We start from the raw sequence: 23,196 nt of genomic DNA, 5'->3' as shown, positions 1-23,196 counted from the left end.
TGATGCGCCGGCGCATCCCTTGAGGCGCCCGGCGGCCATTTGAAAACAGCCATCCGCGACACGGGGCGGACGGAAAGTCATGCGAATCCTGGCTGGCAATGCGGCCTTCGCGGGCGATCGTCAAGGCGCGCGAGCCGGTAATCCCCGCAATCTTGCCGCCGCACCCTTCAATCTTGCCGCCGCACCCTTGCGGCCCATCTAACCCGCGCTTGCGGGCCTAAACGTGGCGGCCAGTCCGGCTCGGAAAAAATTCAATGCGGTGAAGTTCCGGACGCTGGAGCACCGGCCCCAGGGCGCCCGCGAACCGGTCCGCGAGGGCGACCGCCTTTTCCTTCTCGTTGACCAGATCCTGGCGCACCTCGACAAGGAGGCCGGCGAGCCCGCGGCGGGTCACTTCCGAGTCCAAAGTGTCGCCGACCAGCGCCCCATCATAAGGCTCGTTGTCGCCGACAATGAGGCCATCTTCGGCCAAAGCCGCGATGAGGGGCCGGGCAAAGCGCTCGTCGCTGTCCCAAAGGACGCCAATTTCCCAGGGCCTCGCCTTCTCCCTCCAGAATGGCGTGAAAGTGTGGACCGAGATGACCGCCGGGATCGGGCCCAGGGCCAGCATGGCTTCGATCTTCGACGCGATCGCGCTGCGATAGGGCTGCCAATAGCGCTTGCGGCGTCGCTCGATCTCGCCGGCGTCGATTTGCGCATTGCCCGGGATGATTCGGCCGTCCGAAATGCGCATGACGAGCGTCGGATCGTCCGCGCCGCGATTGGGATCGATGAGGAGGCGGGAAAAACGGCTCAGGATCGCCGGGGCGTCGAAGATCTCCGCGAGCCGGCGGGTGATCCAGGCCGCGCCGATATCACAGGCGATATGGCGGTCGAGTTCGCTTGGCGGCAAGCCGAGCGCGCCATAGGACTGGGGCAGAGTATTGGCGGCGTGATCGCAAAGGAGGAGAAGGCCGGCGTCGATGCGGCCTTCAATTCGCTCGACCGGATCATGCGGCTCGCCACGATCAGGCTCCGCGCCTGGCTGCGACGAAACCGACATGGCGTTCTCCATGATTGGCGTTACAAGGGCGTCATGCATTTTTAGGCGAAGGGCCGATCTCAGGGGACATGCGCTTGTCAGAAAAATGCCGGAATGTAAACGGATAGAGCATTTTCGATGGGAGAGGCAACGGATCTTGCGCCAGAACAGCATCTTAGAAAAGTTGCAGAGTTTTCGGATCATGCGCAAAAGGGAGATATGATCGATTTACCCCCGAAGCGATCCCGCTCCAGCGCCGAAGTTTCACGCGCGAATGGACATTTAAGAGAGGCGTCGGAGCTGAAACATCACGTTCGGAGTTCGCGGAAGGGCGCCGCCTTCCTCAGCGGAGCGCGCAAGTCGCCGTCATTTGACGCAGTCTCTCGAACATGAAGCCTTTCGAACATCGATGCGCAACCGCGATCTTGACGGCAATGAAACAAGCTATTATCCCCGCTCTCATGGCGCTGGCCGCCACGATGTCTATCCTGACTCCGGCGCGCGCTGATTTTCGCCTCTGCAACAACACCAGCAGCCGGGTCAGCATTTCGCTGGCCTATACGGACGGCGAAACCTGGGTCAGCGAGGGCTGGTGGAATTTGAAGGCCAGCGCTTGCGAGACGCTGGTGCGCGGTCCTCTGGCGGCGGAATTCTATTATGTCTACGCGATGGACGAGCGCGGCGGCGAATGGAAGGGCAAGGCTTTCATGTGCACGCGCGACCGTGAGTTTCGCATCCTCGGGCGCGAAGATTGTTTCGTGCGTGGTTTTGACCGAACCGGGTTTTTTGAAGTCGATACCGGCAAGGAAGCAAAGAACTGGACCGTTCAATTGACCGATCCAGCGCAGATCCGGCCAAATCCCTAGAGCGTTTCCCGATCGGATGGAGTCATCTGATCGAAAAGGAATCGCTCAGATTCAATGAGTTGGAGCATGTTCTGATCAAAAAAGTCGATCAACTTTCTTAAGAACATGCTCTAGAATTCAGTTGGCGAGGCTTCAATGCGGCGGTTGCGTCGGTGCAAGATCATTGCGACCATTGGGCCGGCTTCGGCGAGCCAAGCGATCCTCGCCGCCTTGTTTCAGGCGGGCGCCGACTTGTTTCGCATCAACATGAGCCACGCGGCGCATGATCAGATGCGCGAACAGGTGCGCATGATCCGCGCGGTGGAGGAGGAGTTCGGACGTCCGATCGGCATTCTGCTCGATCTTCAAGGTCCGAAGCTGCGGATTGGCGCGTTCAAGGACCGCGCCATCAAGCTCGCCAAGGGCGCGACCTTCACGCTCGATTCCGATCCGACTTTAGGCGATCAAAACCGCGTTTGCCTTCCCCATCCTGAAATTCTCCGGGCCTTGGAGCCGGGCCATACGCTGCTCGTCGATGACGGCAAGGTGCGGCTTCATGTCGTCGCGGCCGATGCAACGCGCGCCGAAGCGATCGTCGATGTCGCGGGCGAGATTTCCAATCGCAAGGGCGTGAGCCTGCCCGATACCGAAATTCCGGTATCGCCGATGACCGAGAAGGACCGCGCCGACCTTGAAGCCGGCCTGGAGGCGGGCGTCGATTGGGTCGCGGTTTCCTTCGTGCAGCGGCCAGAGGATGTCGTCGAAGTCAAAAAGCTGACCCGCGGGCGGGCGCTGGTGATGTCGAAGATCGAAAAGCCGCAGGCGATTTCGCGGCTCGATGAAATCGTCGAAGTTTCGGATGGATTGATGGTCGCGCGCGGCGATCTCGGCGTCGAAATGCCGCTCGAGAAAGTGCCGGGCCTGCAAAAGCGCATCAACCGCACCGCGCGCCGGCTCGGCAAGCCGGTCGTCGTCGCGACGCAAATGCTGGAGTCCATGATCACCGCGCCGGTGCCGACGCGGGCCGAGGTCTCGGACGTCGCCACCGCCGTCTTCGAGGGCGCTGATGCGGTCATGCTGTCGGCGGAAAGCGCTGCCGGACAATATCCGGTGGAGGCGGTCGCGACCATGAATAAGATCGCGGAAGAGGTCGAGCGCGACGCCTATTACCGCGGCATCATCAATGCGCAGCGCGCGACGCCCGAGGCGACCGGCGCCGACGCCATCGCCAACGCCGCTCGCAATGTCGCCGAAACGCTGGATTTGAAAGCGATCGTCGCCTGGACCTCATCGGGTTCGACCGCCTTGCGGATCGCCCGCGAGCGACCAGAGGCGCCGATCCTCGCCCTCACGCCCAATCGCGAGACGGCCGGCCGCCTCGCCGTCGTCTGGGGCGTGCATTCGGTCGTCACCCAGGATGCGCTCGATGTCGACGACATGGCGGATCGCGCCGTCAAATTCGCCGCCCTGGAGGGTTTTGCCCAAAAAGGCGACCGGATCATCATCGTCGCAGGGGTTCCGTTCGGGTCGCCGGGGGCGACCAACATGGTCCGGATCGCCTTCGTCGATGCGGATGCTGGCTGAGGAGCTCCGCGTTCGTTGCCTATCCGGCAAAGCCAGCAATAGATAGGTAAAGACCGATCACAAGAGTGATCGTCAGATAGACGTAATAGTTCTGATCGAGGCGCATCGCTTCGTAATAGGCGACAAGCTTGTCTGACGGCGTGAAAAGCAAGATCACGCCGCGCAGCAGAAGCAACCAGCCAACCAGCGTGACGACGACGGTCAGCACGCCGCCGCTCCAGACGTTATGGGCGAGAACGATCGCCAAGCCAGCGATGAGATTTATCGAGCCGCCTAAGAGGATCAGGCCTCGATCGCGCACCAGCGCGCTCGCCGTCGCAACCATGTCGCGCTTCTTCAGCGCCATAGACGCAGAAAAAATAAGAAACAGTAGCCCGATCAATTTGGCCAGAAACAGCGTGAGCGGCGACATCGCGTCCTCCTCTTCGCCCCGCCGCCCCGCTCCAGGACGACGGATTGCGAGCGTTGGCGGCAGCTTCGAGATACGCCTCGAAAACCGTGGCGGCAAGGTTGGCGCATGGGGCAAGATCCGCTGCGGCGCTACCCCCCAAACAGCGCATCGAAGAAATTGCGCTCATGCGGAGGCGCGCCGCGAGGGCGCGCCGGCTCGCCTACGTTCGGGATCAATCCCGGCGGCACGAGCCTTTGGCTGCTGGTCTCTGTCGGCGCCGCGTGATAGACCGTCGCGGGTGGGCCGGAGGGACGGAGCTCGTCGCCAACGACCCGCGCTTCGCCGGAGAAAGCTGGCGCCATCGGGCGCGAGGGAACATTGATCGCGGAGGGCGCGCCTGGCCACGCCGGACTGGCGTCTTGCGGAGCGCCGCCGCGCCAGATCCCGCCGGGGAGCGGCTGCGGCGGGACGCCTTGATGCGCGAAATGCATGAAATTCGACCAAATCTCGACCGGGAGGGTTCCGCCCGAGGCCTTTTTTGTCGGCGAATTGTCGTCATTGCCGAGCCAGACCCCGGCGACGAGATGGCTCGTATAGCCGATGAACCAGGCGTCGCGCCAATCCTGGCTGGTGCCGGTCTTGCCCGCCGCTTGCCAGCCCGGCACGTCTCCCTTGCGGGCGGTGCCGGTCAGCAAGGTTTCTTGCATCATTGCGTTCATCATCGACACATAGGTCGGATCGACGACCCGGCCGTTGCTGGCGCCCCGGCGCTGATAGATCAGCTTGCCGGCGGCGGCGGTTTTCACTTTGGCGATGATTTGCGCCTGGACGCCGATGCCGCCATTGGCGAAGGGCGCATAGGCGGCGACGAGTTCGAGCGGCGTCACTTCGCTGGTGCCGAGCGCGATCGAGGCGTTTGGGGTCAGCTCCGAGGCGACGCCAAGGCGATGCGCGGCATTGATGACCGCTTTGGGGCCGACTTCGACGCCAAGCCGCACCGCCACGGTGTTCAGCGATAGCGCCAAGCCCTTAGTCAGCGTGACCGGGCCGAAATATTCATGCCCGTAATTTTCCGGCTGCCAGCCTTTCACATTAACCGGAGCATCCTCGCGCAGCGATGCCGGAGTGAGGCCTCGCTCCAGCGCGGCGAGATAGACGAAAGGCTTGAACGCCGAGCCCGGCTGCCGTTTGGCGGCGACGGCCCGGTTGAACTGGCTGTCGGCGTAATTGCGGCCGCCGACGAGCGCCTTGATCGCGCCATCGGGGTCGATCGCGACAAGGGCGCCCTGGCTGACGCCGAATTTTGAGCCTTTGAGATCGAGTTCGTCGCCAAGCGCCTTTTCCGCCGCGGCCTGAAGCGCCGGGCTGAGTGTCGTCGAGACGACGATGTCTTCGTCGATCGCGCCGACCGTGTCGTCGAGGACATCCATTACGTAATCGGCGGCGTAATTGACCGAGCCGGCGCCCTGTTCATGGACGGCCTGCGCCGGATGGCTGAGCGCGAGCATAGCCATCGCGTCGGTGATGAATCCCTCCTGGACCATCGCCTCGACGACCAGCCCCGCGCGGGCGCTTGCTCCGGTCGGATTCCGGTTCGGCGCAAGCTTCGTCGGCGCCTTCATCAGCCCGGCGAGCGCGGCGGCTTCGGGCAGCGTGAGATGGCGCGCGCCATGGCCGAAATATTTCAGCGCCGCCGCATCGACGCCATAGGCGCCGGACCCGAAATAGACGCGGTTCAGATAAAGCTCGAGAATCTGATTTTTCGAATAGCGATGCTCGAGCCAGAGCGCCAGGATCGCCTCCTGGATCTTGCGGGAGGCGGTCCGTTCCTGGGTTAGAAAGAGGTTCTTGGCGAGTTGCTGCGTCAGCGTCGAGCCGCCCTGCATGGCCCCGCCCGAAAGATTGCGGGTGAGGGCGCGCAGGATGCCGAGAGGATCGATGCCGCGATGTGAATAAAAGCGGCGATCCTCGATCGCAATGAAGGCCTTGGGCACATAGGGCGGCAGGTCGGCGATTTTGATGGCGGCGCCGCCGGTATCGCCGCGATTGGCGAGAAGCGCCCCATTCTCGGCGAGAATTGCGATGTTCGGCGGCCGTTTCGGCACGGCGAGCGCGTCGATCGGCGGCAATTTGGCGGCGTGATAGGCGACAATGCCGGCGCCGGCCACGGCGATCCACACGCACATCGTGGCGCACCAATAAAGCAGACCGAGCCAGAAAGGGCGGCGCCTTTTTCGCGCGCGCTTTTTGCCTGGGCGGCGCTGCGCTCCCGCATTATCGGCGCCCTTGTCCGGCGTGGCAGCCCGCGCGTTCGGCTCCCGGCGCCCGGCCGTCCTGCGCTCCATCATGCCCCGCGCGCCGCCGCCGTGATAAGACACATTCGCCATCCCTCGCGCCGCCTCTCGCGCCAGACTGGACCTGCGCTTGCCGCCGCCGTGCTTCAATCTTAATATTGACGGTTTAAGGGCAGGTAAAAACCTTCGAGATGAGCGTTGAAGGATTGCCGGGCAGAGGGGCCGCGGTTGGCTCCTTGAAGCTCAAATCCCCTGAAATCGCTTTTTCAAAGCCACCGGCCGCTTGCGATTTAGCCGCAGCCGCGCCAAAGTCTCGCCCCCAGCCCGCGACCGCCAAGCTTACCCGCGAGACGGACCGAACAGAAACCCGATTGGACCGCCCCATGAAAGTCACTCTCGAACGAGCGGCCCTGTTGAAGTCGCTCGGCCACGTGCATCGCGTGGTGGAGCGCCGCAATACGATTCCGATCCTCTCGAATGTCCTGCTGCGGGCGGACGGCCAATCCCTGCTTCTGAAGGCGACCGATCTCGACCTCGAAGTGACCGAGCGCCTTCCCGCCGATGTCGGCTTCCCCGGCGCGACCACGCTTCCCGCCCATATCCTCTATGACATCGTTCGCAAGCTGCCCGATGGCGCCCAGGTCTCGCTCGACGCAAATGGCGAGGGCGGCCAATTGCAGCTGCGCTCCGGCCGCTCGCGGTTCAATCTCCAGGCTCTGCCGGAAAGCGATTTTCCCGATCTCGCCGCCGGCGATTTCAGCCATGATTTCAGCCTTGGCGCCGGCGATCTGAAGCGGCTGATCGAAAAGACCCAGTTCGCGATTTCAACCGAAGAGACGCGCTATTATCTCAATGGCATATTCTTGCACGCCGCCGATGTCGAAGGCCATGTCATGCTGCGCGCCGTCGCCACCGACGGGCACCGGCTCGCCCGCATCGATATTCCCGCTCCCAAGGGGGCGGTCGGCATGCCCGGCGTCATCGTGCCGCGCAAGGCCGTGGCCGAGGTGCTGAAACTCGTCGAGGATCCGGCCCAGGAAGTCCGCGTCGAAATCTCGACGACGAAGGTGCGCTTTACCTTTGGGGATGTGGTGCTGACCTCGAAGCTGATCGACGGCACTTTTCCAGACTATATGCGCGTCATCCCCTCGGGCAATGACAAGCGCCTCGTCGTCGATCGCGGGCCTTTCGCCGCCGCGGTCGATCGGGTCTCGACAATTTCCTCGGAACGCGGCCGCGCGGTGAAACTTGCCGTTGCGGAGGGCAAGCTGACCTTGTCGGTGACCAATCCGGATTCCGGCTCGGCGGTCGAGGAACTCGACGTCGATTACGATGCCGCGCCGATGGATATTGGCTTCAACGCCCGCTACCTCCTCGACATCACCGAACAGCTCGACAGCGACACGGCGTTGTTCAAACTCGCCGATCCCGGCTCGCCAACCCTCGTGCAGGACCGCGAAGGCGCCAGCGCGCTCTATGTGTTGATGCCAATGCGGGTGTGAGGGTTCAGGTTTGTCCGCGAATAAATCCTCCCTCCGTAACCGCTCCGAGCTTCCTCATGCTGAGGAGCGAGCAAAGCTCGCGTCTCGAAGCACGAGGGAGCGCTCTGTTGGCTTTGACGCATGACGCCCTCGTGGTTCGAGACGCGTCTTACAGGCGCTCCTCACCATGAGGGCTTCTGATCGCTCATGCTTGCGCCGATCGATTCAAGCGTTTGATGGTGGCGGCCCTTCGTGGTAATGGCCGCAGCCTCGGCTCGAAGGTTCCGCTCGGCTTTCCTGGACCGCTGAATTTCGCCGAAGGCGTCGCGGCCGACGCCCAGCCTTTTCGAAGGCTGTAGCCCGCTTCGCCGATCGCCCCGCGATCGGCGCAAAATACTCATTCATCGGAATTTAACTAAAATTCGCCCCAATCTGGCTGCAACAAGGATGCGCAGCTCCTTGTGCGGATGGTTGAAAGGCGGGCAGACGATTCCTACGCAGCCGGCGTGTTTGATCGCGCATCCATCCGCAAATTACGCTGGCGACCGACAGGCGCCGCGAAACGAAATCTCTTCGAGAGCGGGACGAATGACGCACTGGATCGATACGTCACATGACTTGGCTCCATTAAAGCGCGGTCGATCGCTTCTGAACATATTTGCTCGGATCGTTCCGGGCGCCGTCACGCTCGCCTTGAGCATGTTGTTTGGTTTCTGGACGCTATATGTGCGTCCAGATGCCCCCCATGCGGTTGAAGCGCCTACGACCAAACCCGCGGCAAGGCTTGCTTCGAATCCTATCGCCTCGAATCCTTATGGCGCGCTATTCGACCCAAGAGCCCTCTCGGGCTCTGCGCCGGCTCCGCTTGCGCAAAGCTTTCCGCTTGAAGCGCGCCTTGAGCCAATTCTGTCGGCGCCCTCCGCTTCAACCACAGAGCCGGAAGACGTCGCATCGGCGGCGACGCCGGCCAATCTTCGACTTGCCGAGAGCGCGCCTTTGCCAGTGCCGCGCCCGACCGAGCTAGGATTGTTGGAAAGCCATAGTCCATTGCCCGCGTCCGGGCGGCGGTTCGCGCAGCAGAACAGAAGGAGCGTCGTCCCAACCGCCGCCCCGGATAATCGCTCATTTTTCGAGAAGCTTTTCTCCTTCCCGCAACCTTCGGGCCGGGCCCTCGCATATGCGGCTCCGCAAGATGGCGTTGTCGACGATGCGCGAAAAATGGCGTCTGTCGTCCCGTCGCCCCGCTTCGATCAAGCGACCGCCATTTATGATATCTCAGCGCATACCGTCTACCTGCCCAATGGAACGAAATTGGAAGCGCACTCAGGCCTAGGCGATAGGTTGGACGATCCGCGTTACGTCAACGAACGAATGCGCGGAGCCACGCCGCCGAGCGTCTACGAGCTTGCTCCGCGCGAGCAGCTTTTCCACGGAGTGCGCGCGTTGCGGTTGAAGCCGGTCGGCGGCGGCGGCGTTTATGGACGGACAGGCCTCCTCGCGCATACTTACATGCTCGGCCCGAACGGCGATTCGAACGGATGCGTATCGTTTAGGAACTACAACGCATTCTTGCAGGCGTATGAAAAGGGTGAGATTAGACGCCTCGTCGTCGTCGCGCGCCTGAATTGAACGGCGCCTGCAATGCGCTTTGGCGGCGTGCGGGCTCTTTGGTTCGAGCGGTTCGGCGCGGCATTTTAGCCTCGATGTTTGTAACATGTGACTTTTCTCGAGCGTCGATGTCGCGGCCTGGTTGACGCGCGCGAGCCGGGCGGGCACATGAAGCCGGACCGCCGGAGCGAAACGAGAGGCCAATGCCCAAAATCAACGGAAACCAGATCGCGCCCGGCGCCGTCATCGAACATGATGGCGGCCTCTGGGTCGCGGTGAAAACCAATGCGGTGAAGCCTGGAAAAGGCGGCGCCTTCAATCAGGTCGAGCTGAAAAACCTCATCGACGGGCGCAAGCTCAACGAGCGTTTCCGCTCCGACGCGACGGTCGAGGCGATCGATCTCGAACTCAAGGATTTCAGCTTTCTCTATGCGCAGGGCGAGAGCCTCGTCTTCATGGATCTCGAAAGCTACGAGCAGATCGAGCTCGCATCCGATTGGGTCGGCGAACGCGCCGCCTTCCTGCAGGATGGGATGAAGGTCACGCTGCAAATGCACGAGGCCCGGCCGATCAGCATCAAGCTCCCGGCCTATGTCACGCTGCAAATCGTCGAGGCCGATCCCGTCGTGCGGAGCCAGACTGCGACCTCGTCCTATAAGCCGGCGAAGCTCGAAAACGGCCTGCGCGTGCTCGTGCCGGTCTTTATTGAAGCCGGCGAGCGGATCGTCGTCGACACCAACGAAGTCACCTATATGCGTCGGGCGGACTAAATATGATCAGATCCGCCCTTATGAATGTGATGACCGCCGCCGCGCTCAAGGCCGGGCGCGGCCTGAAGCGCGACTTCGGCGAGGTGGAGAATCTGCAGGTCTCGGTGAAAGGCCCAGGCGATTTTGTCTCCGCGGCCGATCGCAAGGCCGAAAAGATTCTATTCGAGGAATTGACCAAGGCCCGGCCCGGCTATGGCTTCGTGCTCGAGGAAGGCGGCGCGGTCGAAGGCGCTGACAAGAGCCACACCTGGTTCATCGATCCGCTCGACGGCACCACCAATTTCCTGCACGGGCTGCCGATCTTCGCGATTTCGATCGGCCTCGCGCGGGAAGGGCAGATCGTCGCCGGCCTGGTCTATAATCCGGCCAATGACGACATGTTCATCGCCGAAAAGGGCCAAGGGGCCTATTACAACAACCGCCGCCTGCGGGTGGCGGCGCGGCGCGACATGGCCGACGCCCTGATCGGCTGCGGCATTCCCCACATCGGCAAGGCCAAGGAGCACCCGCGATTCAAGGCCGAATTCGCATCGGTCATGGCGCGCGCCGGCAATATCCGCCGGCTCGGCGCGGCGGCCCTCGATCTTTGTTTCGTCGCCTCGGGCAGCTATGATGGGTTCTGGGAGCGCAACCTGCAGGCCTGGGACATCGCCGCCGGAATCGTCATCATCAAGGAGGCGGGCGGCTTCGTGACCGACGCAGACGGCGGCCAGGACATGCTGGCCAAAGGCTCGATCTGCGCCGGCAATGACGTGATGCATCGCAATCTTTTGGATCTTATCAAGGCGGCTTAGATCGCGATGCTTTTAGATGGAAACATCCAAAAGCATGAAACGTGATCTATTGTTGAGAAGAGAGCGGGATTTGACGCGAAAAACCGGAGTCCACTTTTTCGCATCCCGCTCTAGGCGACGCGCCAAGGCCTCGCGACAACCATAAAGCCTCGCGAGAAGTTGATCCCGGCCGGCTCGAAGAACCAAATTGAGAACCCATATCTTATCCGCGCCATCTGGCGCCGCATCGCTTCGGCCTTGCGTCATCATGGAGCGGACTTTTATGAGCGCTGACACGGGAAGGCCCTACCAGCCGTTTGCGGAACGAGAAGATGCGGGGCCAGGCCGGCGCGGATGCCGGCCCGGCCATTGGAAGCCTGTCGAAATTCTCGCGATGGTTCTGGGCTTCATCGTCTATTGGCCGATCGGTCTTGGAATCCTCGTCTGGAAGTTCTGGCAGAAAAAATCGGGTTACGAGGGCGATATCATCACCTTTGGGCGGGAAAAATGGGAAAATAGATCAAACTGGGGCTGGGCTTGCGGATCTGGCCGCTGGGGCGCTGGGGCGCATCCGTGGCGCGGCTTTAGCTCCACCGGCAATCTCGCCTTTGACGACTGGCGCGCCGCCGAACTCGCGCGGCTCGAAGAGGAGCGCCAAAAGCTCGTTCAGGCCGAACGCGAATTCGCCGAATTCATGGAAAATCTCCGCCGCGCCAGGGACCGCGAGGAATTCGACCGGTTCATGAACGAGCGGCGCAGCCAGCAAGGGCGCGCGCCGGGCGGCGATCCGTCGATTTAACCGAGGCAAAGGGGTGCAAGGGCAGGGGCGCGGCGGTTTGGCGGCGCCCGGCCACCCTAGAGCATTTTCGAGCGAAGTGGATGCCGGTTCGCGTTAAGACAATGCGGTAAAATAAGACCTAGAGTTGCTTTCTGAGCCCGCCGAAACTCAAAGCGCTTTGAAAGGTCACTCCGGCGGCCCGCTTCTGAGCCGCTTGGTTTCACCTCGCCGCACCTTCGATTCAACCCGTTGCCTGCGCGCCGAAAGGCTCGGCCGCGTCTTGATTCGCGGCTTCGGCCGTTCCGCCGCGGCCGCGATCAGGCGGAGCAATCTGCCAAGCGCATCCTGCCGGTTTTGCTCCTGCGAGCGCCGGTTCTGGGCAAAAATCACCACGACGCCTTCCTTGGTGAACCGGCTGCCGGCGAGCCGCTCCAGGCGGCGCTTCACCGCTGGTTCGAGCGAGGGAGAATTGGCGACGTCGAAACGCAATTGCGCGGCGGTCTCAACCTTATTGACATTCTGTCCGCCGGGCCCGCTGGCGCGCACGAAAGAGAAGGCGAGTTCGGCCTCGTCGATCGAGATCTCCGGGGTCACCTCGATCCGCGGCATGGTTTCGCCCTATTGCTCAACGACGGTTTCGCAATCATTAACCGCGATGCTTTAGCGGCGATTAATAACTCGCGCGCATGTCTTTGCAATGGCGCGACGCCTTCTGCCATTGGCCGTCCTGGCGGCCCTCATCGGAATGCTGGCCGGCTGCTCGAATTACGAGAGGCCGCGCCGGCCGGCATGGCGTGGCCAGGCGGAAAATGCCTGCATTGCGCAAAGGCTCATCCATGTTTCGGCCTATGTCCAGCCGGCGCGCGAAATCGATGGACCCGGCATCTGCGGCCTGACCCAGCCGTTCAAGGTCAGCGCCTTGCAGGACGGCGCGGTCAGCTTCAATTCAAACGCTTTGCTCGATTGCCCGATGATCGCCGCCCTGAATGCTTGGCTCGCAGACGTCGTTCAGCCGACCGCGCAAGCGCGGTTCGGTCAGCCTGTCGTTCAAATCGACTCGATGGGGGCTTATAGCTGCCGGGCCATGAACAATCAGCCGGGCGCGCGCATTTCCGAACATGCGTTCGGCAATGCGATCGATATTGGCGGCTTTCGCCTCGGCGATGGCCGGGAGATTCTCATCGTGCGCGATTGGACAAGGGGCGATGACCAGACCCGCGCCTTCCTGCAGGACATTCACGCCGGCGCCTGCGGCCATTTCACGACGGTGCTTGGCCCCGGCTCGAACATGTTCCACTATAATCATATTCATGCCGATCTCGCGATGCATGGCAATTCATCGAATGGCCCGCGCCGGGTCTGCCGGCCCTGGCTAGGGCCAAGCGCGACGCCGGACCTTCCGCGCGACGGGTTGCCCAATGCCCCCGAGATTGACGACGATGTCGATATCGCCCAGGTCAAAAGTCATGGCGGCCCGCTTGCCTTGCATGCAGGACCGGGCCCGGCGCCGATGGCGAGCATCCCGGCGGAATATTTCGCGCGGGCGGCGCGAATGCCGATGACGCGGTCTCCTGCCATTGTCCCACCAGAGCCGGTTCAGGGGGGGCGGCGCGCCGATGCCGCCGCCGCGATGGAGGGAAAACCGCAAGATTGGGATCTGCCGTCGTCAATCGCGCGGCGTTGACCGATGGCGAGGCCCAGATCAATGAAGATGCGTCATCCTGTCCGGGGGGCGCGTCGAAAGACCAGCTTTTGATAGACAAGGCCAATGCCGATCAGAACGGCGCCGAGGCCAAGGAAGGACAAAGCCCGAAGGATGCCTTCGAGTTGCGAGAGATCGTAAAGGAACACCTTTAGAACGGCCGCGACGATGAAGAGCCCTGAAGCAAGCCGCATCTCGCGCGAGGCCCGCCAGAGCCCGAAAGCCAAAAGCACAATGCCAAGCGCCAGCCAGACCGCCGAATAGGCGTAGTTCTCGGCTTCCGATGTCGCATGCGTCCAGCCGATCAGCTCAGTTTGGAAGAAGCGCCGCGTTTCCAGCGTCGCGAGCAGGAAGAGCAGAACCAGCGCCTCTATGCGCACGCCGACGACGAACCATGGGGGCCGCGCGCGATGCGCCGCGCGCGCCAAACCCCCGGCGAGCAAGGCCGGCAGACCATAGCTGAGAAGGATCGCATTGAAGAATCGGCCGCCTTCGATGGCCTCGCCGCTGAAATAGGGATTTTCGAAGAGGCTCAAGCCAAAGACGCCAATCAGCGCGGAAATCACGCCGAAAACGAGTGAGGCGAAGCGGGACACCCGGCTCGCCCGCATCGCGTCGAGGCGGGTCAGGGCTAAAGCGAAAGCGAGCGAGGCAGTGGCGAAAAGGCCTTGCTCGACGAGGCCGGAGCTTGTCGCATAGGGATCGCCGCCGTTCAGCGCGTGCCGGATCTCAAAGAAAAACAGCAATGCGAAGAATATGATGGAGAGCGCCTGAGTGATCTGGACCGGCCGGTCTTCGCCCGATGCGCGGCGCATAATCCGCGCCGCCAGCCCGAACGCCACGGCTGGCGCCCCATAGGCGAACAGCAGCCAGTTGAAGATCGGCGTCGCGCCGAGGTCGGCGCCGACGATGCGCGGCTCATAGGCCAGGCGGGCGGCGACCACGAGGCCAAGCCCGGCGACCGCCCAACGCAGCGCCGGAATCGAGAGGCGGCTCTCGACGATCGCCGCGCCAAGCGCGGCGAGGGCCAGCGCGACGGTCAACATGCCGCGATCCAAGGCGAAGACGAGGCCGAGCGCCAAGGCGCCCAAGGCGGCTGAGGCCATGACGCCAAGGCCGAGATAAAGCGCTGGCGAGGCCGCGACAAAATGGCCGCGCCGGAAAGCGGCGGCGGCAAAGAGGAAGGCCAGGGCCAGCAGGCCGGCGATGACGGCGAAGGGCAGGCTCGCGTCGCTATGAGTCAACCGCAGATAGGCGAGGGCGAGCGCCGCGAGCGGCGTCAAACTCGCCGCGACGGCATAGATCAGGGCGATCGGCGCGGGTAAATTGGGTTGGCGATACAGCGTGATGCCGCCGAGCCAGGCGACAAGGCCGGAGCCGAGCGCGGCGAAAAGGGAAAATCGCGTCGGATAGAGCGGCGCGAACCAGACCGAAAAAGCGTCTTGCGCGAGATCGACGGCCCAAGGTCCCGTTCCATCGCCGGTCCAAATACAGAGGATTGCCACAACGAGAGCGCCCGCCCCAGCGATCACGCCGGCCGCAGGCGGGGCGAGCGCCCCCGTCGCGGCGAGGATCGCGGCTGCGGCGGCCCCGGTCAGCATCCAGGCGAGATCGAAGACGCCCGATAGCGCGCTGCTGAAGAGAACGAAGATCGCCAATGCCCCGAAGGCGAGCGGCCCAAGAGTCGAGACCGGGTCGACCTTGGCCTGCTGTTCGGGCGCGACGACGCGCCGGTCCAAGGCGAAGACAAGGCTCGCCAGCGCCGTCTCTATGACGACATGCGCGAAATTGGCATGCGCCGACTCGGCGCCGTCGAGGCTGAACAAGAGGCCCCAAAGGATCGCTCCGGCGGCGCCCGCCAGCGCCAGCCATAGCCAGGCGCGCAGCCGCGCGAGGCCATAGGTCGCGGCGGTGACGATCGCGACATAGATGACGGCTGGCCAGGCATCGGCCGCATCGGATTGGACGAGAAGCGGCGTCGCCAGCGCGCCGGCAAGGCCAAGACCCGCCAATGCGGGCCCGTGCAGCGCGGCGGCGGACATGGCGGCCAAGCCGGATGCTCCGAGCGTGAGAAAGGCGATGTTCGGCCCAATGAAATGGTAGAGCGCATGGGCGGCGTAGATCGCGCCAAATCCCGCGACCGTGCCCGCGGCGGTGAGCACGGCGGGAGTGATCGTCGGATTGGCGGGCTCCCCAGCGGCCAGCGCCGCGACGCTGGCGGCCTTCTCGCGGCGGCGCAAGATCTCGCCGGCGGCGACCAGCGTCAGGGCGAGCTGGAGGCCAAGCGCCACGCGCGTGCCCGGACCGAACCAGCCCTGTTCGATCGAATAGCGCACCAGCAGAAGCCCGCCGAGGGCCAGAGCGACGCCGCCGACATAGACCGCCCAATGCGCGCCAAGCGCCTCTTCGAGATTGCGGCGCGGCCGCGGGGCGACCAGCGGCGGCGGGCCTTTGGCCTCGCCAATGTCTTTAATGGCGTGAGCGGCCTCCCACACGGCGTCAGGCGCAATCTCCTCGGCTTGCTCAGGCTGAGTCGAGGGCTCTTCGACTATTGGCGCGGCGGCGCCTAGAGGGCTGGGCGCGGCCCGCAGTTGCGTTTCAAGCGCGAGAATCTTGCCTTCCGCGAGTTTGAGCCGCTTGCGGGCGCCAATTGCCAGGAAGAAGCCGATGGGTCCGAGAAAGAAAAAGACGACGCCAGCCAGCGCCAACGCTACCCAAGGCCCGTCATCCATCGATCAATTCCGACAAAACTGCGATGAATCAATGGTCGCACGCCGGTAGCTGCGCGGCAAGCAGGGGTCGTTGGCCGCGGCTTGGAGACGCGGACAAGAAAACCCTGGAAATGAGCAGGCGCCCGAACAATAAGGCGAGCGGACAGCGGCCGCGGACCATCCGCCGTTCGAGGGGTTCATGCGTTCCAGCACCGTTAGAGTAGACCTGCATCTTTGCCGTTAGGGGGCCATCGGCATGAATTTCCTGATCGCGCTCGCCGCGCTGTTCCTGCTGATGTTCGTCGCCTATCGGGGCTTCAGCGTCATCCTTTTCGCGCCGATCGCGGCGATGCTCGCGGTTCTGGCCACCGATCCGGCGACTGTCCCAACCATCTTTACCGCCGTGTTCATGGAAAAGATGGTCGGCTTCCTGAAGCTCTATTTTCCGGTGTTCCTGCTCGGGGCCATTTTCGGCAAGGTCATCGAGCTTTCCGGCTTCTCGAAATCAATCGTCGCCGCGGTCATCGGCATCGTCGGCGAGCGGCGCGCGATCCTATCGATCGTGCTCGTCTGCGCCGTGCTGACCTATGGCGGCGTTTCGCTGTTCGTCGTCGTCTTCGCGGTCTATCCCTTCGCGGCGGAGATGTTTCGCCAAGGCGGCATTCCCAAGCGGCTGATTCCCGGGGCGATCGCGCTCGGCGCTTTCAGCTTTACGATGGATGCGCTGCCGGGCACGCCTCAGATTCAAAACATCATCCCGACGACTTTCTTCAAGACGACGACATGGGCCGCCCCGATCCTCGGCGTCGTCGGGGCCGCCTTTATCCTCGCGTCGGGCCTCGCCTATCTCGAATGGCGCCGCCGCCTCGCGTCTGCGGCGGGGGAGGGCTATGGAGCAAACCACATCAACGAGCCGGAGCCGGTGGCGAAGGATCGGCTCACGGCGCCCGCCATCGCCATCCTGCCGCTCATCGTCGTCTTCGCCGGCAACCGCGCGCTCACCTCGCTCATTGGCGCGGCCTATGGCGCCAGACACGAGGCCCAGCTCGCAGGAATGAGCCAGCCGGCAGTGGCCGACGTATCTTCGCTGGCCGCGATATGGGCCATCCAAGGCGCCCTCATCGCCGGCATTCTGACGGTGTTCGCCTTCGCTTTTCGGCCGTTATGCGCGAAATTCGCCGAGGGGTCCAAGGCGGCGGTCTCGGGCGCGCTCCTCGCCTCGATGAATACGGCTTCGGAATATGGGTTCGGCGCGGTCATCGCCGCACTGCCGGGTTTCCTGACCATTCGCGAGGCGCTGGCGCAGATTCCCAACCCGCTGGTCAATGAAGCCATCGCCGTCTCGACGCTGGCCGGAATCACCGGCTCGGCGTCCGGCGGCCTTAGCATCGCGCTTGCCGCGATGTCGAAGCAGTTCATCGCCGCGGCGGAGATGGCCCATATTCCCATGGATGTCCTGCACAGGATCGCCGCGATGGCGAGCGGCGGCATGGACACGCTGCCGCACAATGGGGCGGTCATCACGCTGCTCGCGGTGACCGGCCTGACCCATCGGGAATCCTATGGGGATATTTTCGCGGTGACCCTTCTAAAAACAGCGGCCGTCTTCGTAGCGATCGGCTTTTACTATCTCACGGGCCTTTATTGAGGCGAGCGTCCGGTCCGGGCCGCGACCCGTCGCGGCGATGGCGAACATTTGTGATTTTCGAGCCAGATCGGCTATAGGTGATCCGCTCCAACCGATGCGGACGGGGCCGATCGAATCAACTAGTTGCCGGCAAGGCTCATCGGCGGGCGTCTATCGTGACCTTGCCTGATTTCGGGAGAATATGGCCATGTGGCCTTTGGCGGGTTTTGTCGGAGTGGTGGTTGGCGCCGTCGCCGGCGCTGCGGGGGCCGTGCTTTATGGGTCGCAGGTCGCGCATCAGGCGCGGCCGGCGGCGAAAGCGGTTCTGAAGGTGGCGCTGGCCGCGATCCATGAGGCGCGGGTTCGCGGCGCCGAGGTCGCCGAAGCGGCCGAGGACCTCTATGCGGAGGCCAAGGCCGAGGTGACCGAGGAGGTTCTGGCGGCCGCGGTGGCTGCGGCCATGGCCAAGGCGGAAGCGGCCGCCGGCGCCAAGGAGCCGACGGAGCCAGCGCCGCCTGCGGAGACCGAGGCCAAGCCCCATGAGTGACCCGGTTCCGAACTGCGAAATCGTTCACGCCATGCCGGGCCGGGCGCGTCTGCGCATAGAAGCCCGCCGCGGCGACAAGGCGTTCCTCGCGTCGGTCGCCAATGGGCTTGCCGCAATCCCCGGCATTTTCGAGGTCGAAGTCTTTCCGCTGACCGGGAGCCTCTTGATCCGGCATGGGCCGCCATTGGATTTGGTCATCGCGGCCGCCGAGAAGGCGCATTTGTTCGCGATCGCCAAAGCTGTGTCGCTTGCGCCTCCGCCGCCGCTCGAATGGCCGAAGCTGCCGGTCGATCCGAGAACGGCCGTAGCGGCCGGCCTTGGCGCCATCGCTCTTTGGCAGATGACCGAAGGGCGGTTCCTGCCGCCGGCGCTCACCTTGGTATGGTATGCGGCCCGTTTATTGGGGCTCGAGACGGCCGGCCGTCCCTCCGGTCAAGACTGGATGGGCGCTGCGTCAGCCTCGCAGCGCTTCAACAAGGTCGAGCGCCTCCCACGGCAGATCGAGGTCGGCGCGGCCGAAATGCCCATAGACGGCGAGCGGTGAGTAGAAACCGGCGTCGCCGGCATGAGCGGGGCGGGTCCTTAAGCCGAAACGCGCGGTGATCGCGAGCGGGCGCAGGTCGAGACTGCGCGTCAGCCGAGCCGCAATTTCGGCATCGTCAAGGCGCCCGCTGCCGAAGGTCTCGACCGAGAGGCTGAGCGGATCGGCGCGGCCGATCGCATAAGCGACGTGAACCTCGCAGCGGTCGGCGAGGCCCGCCGCAACCACATTCTTTGCGGCGTGGCGGGCGGCATAGGCGCCGATGCGGTCGATCCGGGAGGGGTCCTTGCCGGAAAGGGCCGCGCCGCTCTGCCGCGCGATCTCGCCATAGGTGTCGATCCCGTTCTTGCGCCCGGTGAGGCCCGCATGGCGCGCCGGCCCCCCGGTTTCGTAGAAGCCGCCGGCATTGATATGGATCTTCGTCCGCGCATCGGGTTTCAGCCCATCGTCGCCGAAGGTTTCGAGCGCCATTGCGCGCAAGCGGTCCGCAAGCTCCGCCCCGGCGCCATCCGCCGCGACCGCCGCAGTGATCGATATGCTGTGGATGCGCGCCGGCCGCCCATCCGCGTATTCGATCGACACTTGGGTCTTGCCGTCGGGCGAAAGCCCTGGCGCGCCAGTCCGCCGCGCATGATCGAGGTTTCGGGCGAGCCGATGCGCGAGGCTGACCGGCAGCGGCATCAATTCCGGCGTATCGCGGCAGGCATAGCCGAACACATTGGCCTGATCCTGAGCAACGCCCTTTTCGATGGCCTCCTCGTCGAATTGCTTTGGCGGGGGCTCGCGCGTCGTCTTGGGAAGTTCGACGAGGCTGGTCAGGATCGAGCAATTGCGGGCGTCAAACTGAGGGTCGAAGTAGCCGGCGCTGGCGATCACCTTGCGGGCGATCGACGGCAAATCGACAACGGCTTCGGCGGCGAATCGCGCGGCCAGAAACACGATGCCGGTCGCCACCGCGCATTCGACCACGGCGCGCGCTCCCGCATCCTCGCGCAGGAAAGCGTCGATCGCCGCGTCGCTGATTTGGTCGCAGAGCTTGTCCGGGTGACCCGGCGTGACCGATTCCGAGGTGAAGATCATGCTCGAGGCCATTCTGCAGCCCTCAGTTCTTTGGGGAAAGGGAGGGCGCGCCGCGCCCGCGCAGAAGTCCTGCGATGTCGTTCGTCAAGGTGCTGCCGACCGCGATTCCAGCGATCGCCGCGGCGTCCGCGAAACCGATCGGCGCCAAGCCGAAGAGGCGGCGCGTCGCCGGGAAGACCTGGGTGGCGAGTTGCAGGGCGGCGGACATGGCGAGCGCGCCATAAAGCCTTGGGCTCTTCGGGCGGCGGAATTCACTGGCGAAGCCGCCTGTTTGCGAGCGACAACTGATCGCGTGCAGAAACTGAGCCATCACGAGACCATGATAGGTGACCGTGCTTGCCCGCGCGTGAGTCGCGGCGCTGCCGCCGGTGAGAAAATAGCCGGCGAGCGTGGCCCCGCCCATGATGGCGCCCTCGCGCAGCAAGGTGCGAAAATCCGCAGGCGTCAGGATCGGGACGTGCGGGTCGTGCGGCGGTTGATCGAGCACATCGGCTTCCGGCGGCTCGAGACCGAGGGCGAGCGCCGGCAAGGCGTCCGACACGAGATTGAGCCATAGAAGCTGCATCGGCGTCAGGGCTTCTCCGGAGCCGACGAACGCCCCGCCCAGCATGGTAAAGGTTTCGGCTGCATTGGTCGAGATAAGGTAGCGCAAGACCTTGCGGATATTGGCGTAAGTCGCCCGGCCGAGGCGGATCGCCTCGACGATTCCTTCGAGATCATTGCCGGCGAGAACGATGTCGGCGACCTCGCGCGCGACGTCCGAGCCCTCGCCGCCCATGGCGATGCCAATATCGGCGGCGCGCAGGGCCGGACCGTCATTGATCCCGTCGCCGGTCATGGCGACGATGCGGCCGTTGCTCTGCAGCGCCCTGACGATATTGAGCTTGTCGACAGGGCTGACCCGCGCGAAGACCTGCGGCTTGGCGATAAGCGCGGCGAGCGCGTCCTTCGGCAGGCCGGCGATCGAACCGGATTCGAGGACCTCGAGCGCGCCGCCATTGCCGAGGTCGAGGTTGCGCGCGATGGCGAAGGCGGTCGTGCTTTGGTCGCCGGTGATCATCACCGTTCGGATCGAGGCGTGGTGCAATCGCCGCAGCGCCGGCTGCACGCTCTTGCGGATCGGGTTGGCCAGTCCGGCGAGGCCGAGCCAGACGAGATCGGTCTCATCGCGCAAATCGAGCTCAGCCTCCGCCATGGCGACGCCAAGGACCCTCAGGGCCTGGCCGGCCATGCGCTCATTGGCCTTGAGAATATCGGCCCGCGACGAGGCGTCGAGCGGCGCGATCCCCTTCGACGTGCTCTGCGCGGCGCAGCGCGCCAGCACCTCGACGGGATCCCCCTTGACGCAGACGAGGCGGCCGCCGGCGGCGGTCTCCCGCAACGTGCTCATGCGCTTTCGCCCATCACCGCGCGCGGCGGTCGCGAGCAGGCGCGCGGAGTGGCGCAAGGCCTCCACATCGACATCGAAAGCGAGCGCCGCCTCGATCAGCGCGCATTCGGTCGGCGTTCCCTCGACAATGGACCCCTGCAGTCCTTGGGATCCTTGTGGCGAGGGCTTGACGATCGCATCGCTGCTGAGAGCGGCGGTTTCGAGAAGGCGCCGGACCACGGCGCGGGTCGAATCCGACGCGTCCCGGCCGTCTTGCATAAGCTTTCCCGCGTCGAGCTCGCACATGAGGCTATCGGCATGGACCGCAGCCATCGCCATCCGGTTCTCGGTAAGCGTGCCGGTCTTGTCGAGGCCGATGATCTCGACGGCGCCGAGGGTCTCGACCGCTTCGAGCTTGCGAACGAGCACGTTGCGCTTGCGCATATCCTGAATTCCGAGCGCCAGCGTCGTCGTCGCGACCGCCGGCAGGCTTTCGGGAATGGCCGCGACCGCGAGCGAGATGGCGCTTCGAAGCATTGGGATGAGGCCATTGCCGCGCAATAAGCCGAGGCCGAACACCGCCGCGCAGATCATGCCGTTGACGATCACCAGCTCCCGCTCGACATCGCCGAGCTGGCGCTGGATCGGCGTCTCCGGCGGGCGCGTCGCGCCAAGCAAATGCTGGACGCGGCCGATCTCGGTCGAGGGTCCGGTCGCGATGACGACAGCCAGCCCCGAGCCGCCGGTCACCGCGGTTCCGCGGAAGGCCATATTGATGCGGTCCGACAGGACCGTATCGGGCGGCAACAGAACTTGTGCGTCCTTGCGCACCGGAAGCGCCTCCCCGGTCAACGCCGATTCGTTGATCGTGAAGTCGTCGCATATCAAAAGCCGCGCGTCGGCGGGCACCTGCGCGCCGCGTTCGAGTTCGATGAGATCGCCGGGGACGAGTTCATCAGGCGCGACCAGGGTGCGAATGCCGCCTCGGATCGCCGGAACCGGACGCGGCGCGCTGTTAGAAAGGCCGAGGATCGTATGCTCCGCCTGGCGTTCGGTCGCTGTCCCGATGCCGGCGTTCAGCAGGACGACCGCGGCTATGACCGCCGCATCGGCTAGTCCGCCCGTCAGAATGGAAAGCCCGGCCGAGACCCCGAGCAAAGCGATCGGCAAGCTTGTCATCTGTTCGACAAAGAGCGCGATCGCGGAGCGAGGCTCAACATGGGCGAGCGCATTGGGGCCGTGCGCGGCCAGGCGCCGGGCCGCCTCGTCGGAAAGGAGCCCGCCGTGGGGGCAGGTTGCGAGCTTTGCCGCGACGGCGTCTGCCGGCATCCCATGCCAAGCATGATCGCTCCAGGCGTGATCGATCCGCGGACGGTTGTCGCCTGGCGCCTTGACCGGCGGCGGCAATTTTCGCGGCGCTGCGGCTCGCGGTTCGGCCGAAACGGCGTCGATGGCCGCCGAGAGCGCGTCCAAGGTCGCAGGAAGGCGGAACGCGACAAGAATGGATCCGGTCAAAGCGCTGACTCTGACCGCCGTGACGCCGCGACATTGCTTCAGCCTGTCCTCGATGGCGCAAGCAAGAGCTTCGCTCGCGACAAGCCCTGCATGACGAAAGCGGATGCGGCCAGCGACAGCCGCGTGAACGACTTCGGCGCGCAACGCGGCGCCGGCCTTAGCTTGGTGCGGCGGGTGGCCCAAGCTACGCTTCCAGGCCGGACGTTTTAGGCATGAACGAAATCTCCGGCCGAGCCGTCGCACTGTGGCTGCAAACGGCGGGCATTAGCAAGGTCTCGACGCGGCAGCGCATTTGGCGCTTGCGCGAGCGCAAGGCAAGTCGGGCGGCGCCACCTGCGCCCACTAGCGTATCCATGCGATTTTGACTCTGGATTTCCTATGGCCCGTTCCACGGCGAAACCAAGGCGATGGCAGGCAAGGACAAGCTTGCGCGATCAATACACTCTCGAAACTCCGGATACAATGATGACCAGCGCCAAGGCGATCTGGCCGCTCGCCGCATTCAATGCGCCGTTCGCCTCGATCGACGAGACGGCGGCCTTGGCGCAAGAGCGCCTTC

Annotated in this window: 18 protein-coding genes; 11 read left to right on the top strand and 7 right to left on the bottom strand. The window is 64.2% G+C overall.

What is annotated here, in order from left to right; genetic code table 11:
* Window positions 1-217 precede the first annotated feature (217 nt).
* A complete protein-coding gene (locus DL86_RS10805) occupies window positions 218-1,042 on the bottom strand; it encodes an N-formylglutamate amidohydrolase (RefSeq protein WP_036261214.1) in 825 nt (274 codons plus the stop codon).
* A 413-nt stretch (window positions 1,043-1,455) separates the two neighbouring features.
* Between DL86_RS10805 and DL86_RS10800 the strand changes: the two genes are divergently transcribed.
* Both DL86_RS10800 and pyk read left to right on the top strand, forming a co-directional pair.
* Window positions 1,456-1,887, top strand: a complete 432-nt coding sequence (locus DL86_RS10800) for a DUF1036 domain-containing protein (protein WP_036261213.1) — start codon at window positions 1,456-1,458, stop codon at window positions 1,885-1,887.
* A 135-nt stretch (window positions 1,888-2,022) separates the two neighbouring features.
* Entirely contained in the window at window positions 2,023-3,450 is a 1,428-nt protein-coding gene (pyk, locus tag DL86_RS10795; protein ID WP_036261112.1) for a pyruvate kinase, read from the top strand.
* 19 nt (window positions 3,451-3,469) lie between these two features.
* On the opposite strand, the gene DL86_RS10790 is transcribed toward pyk, so the two are convergent.
* Window positions 3,470-3,862, bottom strand: a complete 393-nt coding sequence (locus DL86_RS10790; protein WP_156964583.1) for a hypothetical protein — start codon at window positions 3,860-3,862, stop codon at window positions 3,470-3,472.
* A gap of 128 nt (window positions 3,863-3,990) precedes the next feature.
* Complete coding sequence (locus DL86_RS10785) at window positions 3,991-6,228, bottom strand: transglycosylase domain-containing protein (protein ID WP_084572851.1); 2,238 nt, start codon at window positions 6,226-6,228, stop codon at window positions 3,991-3,993.
* A 290-nt stretch (window positions 6,229-6,518) separates the two neighbouring features.
* Between DL86_RS10785 and dnaN the strand changes: the two genes are divergently transcribed.
* The 5 genes from dnaN (at window position 6,519) to DL86_RS10750 (ending at window position 11,566) form a co-directional block, all read left to right on the top strand.
* A complete protein-coding gene (gene dnaN / locus DL86_RS10780; RefSeq protein WP_036261107.1) occupies window positions 6,519-7,637 on the top strand; it encodes a DNA polymerase III subunit beta in 1,119 nt (372 codons plus the stop codon).
* A 1,197-nt stretch (window positions 7,638-8,834) separates the two neighbouring features.
* Window positions 8,835-9,245, top strand: a complete 411-nt coding sequence (locus tag DL86_RS20460) for a DUF2778 domain-containing protein (protein ID WP_342585865.1) — start codon at window positions 8,835-8,837, stop codon at window positions 9,243-9,245.
* A gap of 182 nt (window positions 9,246-9,427) precedes the next feature.
* The gene (gene efp / locus DL86_RS10765) at window positions 9,428-9,994 is read left to right on the top strand and encodes an elongation factor P (RefSeq protein WP_036261101.1); all 567 of its coding nucleotides are present in this window, start codon (window positions 9,428-9,430) and stop codon (window positions 9,992-9,994) included.
* Between the two features lie 2 nt (window positions 9,995-9,996).
* Window positions 9,997-10,788, top strand: a complete 792-nt coding sequence (locus DL86_RS10760; RefSeq protein ID WP_036261099.1) for an inositol monophosphatase family protein — start codon at window positions 9,997-9,999, stop codon at window positions 10,786-10,788.
* Between the two features lie 262 nt (window positions 10,789-11,050).
* Window positions 11,051-11,566: a DUF2852 domain-containing protein gene (locus DL86_RS10750; protein WP_036261208.1), complete on the top strand. Its 516-nt coding sequence runs from the start codon at window positions 11,051-11,053 to the stop codon at window positions 11,564-11,566.
* Between the two features lie 165 nt (window positions 11,567-11,731).
* Here the strand turns inward: DL86_RS10750 and arfB are convergent, their stop codons facing one another.
* Window positions 11,732-12,154: an alternative ribosome rescue aminoacyl-tRNA hydrolase ArfB gene (gene arfB, locus DL86_RS10745; protein ID WP_036261095.1), complete on the bottom strand. Its 423-nt coding sequence runs from the start codon at window positions 12,152-12,154 to the stop codon at window positions 11,732-11,734.
* A gap of 88 nt (window positions 12,155-12,242) precedes the next feature.
* Here arfB and DL86_RS10740 point away from each other — a divergent pair, with 88 nt between their 5' ends.
* Window positions 12,243-13,229: an extensin-like domain-containing protein gene (locus DL86_RS10740; protein ID WP_036261092.1), complete on the top strand. Its 987-nt coding sequence runs from the start codon at window positions 12,243-12,245 to the stop codon at window positions 13,227-13,229.
* 32 nt (window positions 13,230-13,261) lie between these two features.
* On the opposite strand, the gene DL86_RS10735 is transcribed toward DL86_RS10740, so the two are convergent.
* Window positions 13,262-15,979: a DUF2339 domain-containing protein gene (locus DL86_RS10735; protein ID WP_036261089.1), complete on the bottom strand. Its 2,718-nt coding sequence runs from the start codon at window positions 15,977-15,979 to the stop codon at window positions 13,262-13,264.
* Window positions 15,980-16,214: 235 nt separating this feature from the next.
* On the opposite strand from DL86_RS10735, the gene DL86_RS10730 reads away from it, so the two are divergent.
* From DL86_RS10730 to DL86_RS19265, 3 genes are all read left to right on the top strand, one after another.
* Entirely contained in the window at window positions 16,215-17,606 is a 1,392-nt protein-coding gene (locus DL86_RS10730; protein WP_036261087.1) for a GntP family permease, read from the top strand.
* A gap of 187 nt (window positions 17,607-17,793) precedes the next feature.
* Window positions 17,794-18,132, top strand: coding sequence for a hypothetical protein (locus DL86_RS10725; RefSeq protein WP_036261085.1), 339 nt, complete (start codon window positions 17,794-17,796; stop codon window positions 18,130-18,132).
* Window positions 18,125-18,676: an HMA2 domain-containing protein gene (locus DL86_RS19265; protein ID WP_202899190.1), complete on the top strand. Its 552-nt coding sequence runs from the start codon at window positions 18,125-18,127 to the stop codon at window positions 18,674-18,676. The genes DL86_RS10725 and DL86_RS19265 overlap by 8 nt, the downstream gene beginning before the upstream one ends.
* Here the strand turns inward: DL86_RS19265 and metK are convergent.
* Both metK and DL86_RS10710 read right to left on the bottom strand, forming a co-directional pair.
* On the bottom strand, window positions 18,587-19,765 hold the full coding sequence (gene metK / locus DL86_RS10715) for a methionine adenosyltransferase (protein WP_036261080.1): 1,179 nt from the start codon (window positions 19,763-19,765) through the stop codon (window positions 18,587-18,589). The two genes, DL86_RS19265 and metK, sit on opposite strands and share 90 nt — an antisense overlap.
* A gap of 10 nt (window positions 19,766-19,775) precedes the next feature.
* Window positions 19,776-22,820, bottom strand: a complete 3,045-nt coding sequence (locus DL86_RS10710; protein ID WP_084572843.1) for a cation-translocating P-type ATPase — start codon at window positions 22,818-22,820, stop codon at window positions 19,776-19,778.
* Between the last annotated feature and the right edge of the window lie 376 nt (window positions 22,821-23,196).

Origin of the sequence: Methylocapsa aurea (genome assembly GCF_000746085.1) — a bacterium.
Taxonomy (GTDB): domain Bacteria; phylum Pseudomonadota; class Alphaproteobacteria; order Rhizobiales; family Beijerinckiaceae; genus Methylocapsa; species Methylocapsa aurea.
Note: the sequence above shows the minus strand (reverse complement) of the source record. Positions and strands in the feature narration are given on the sequence as shown.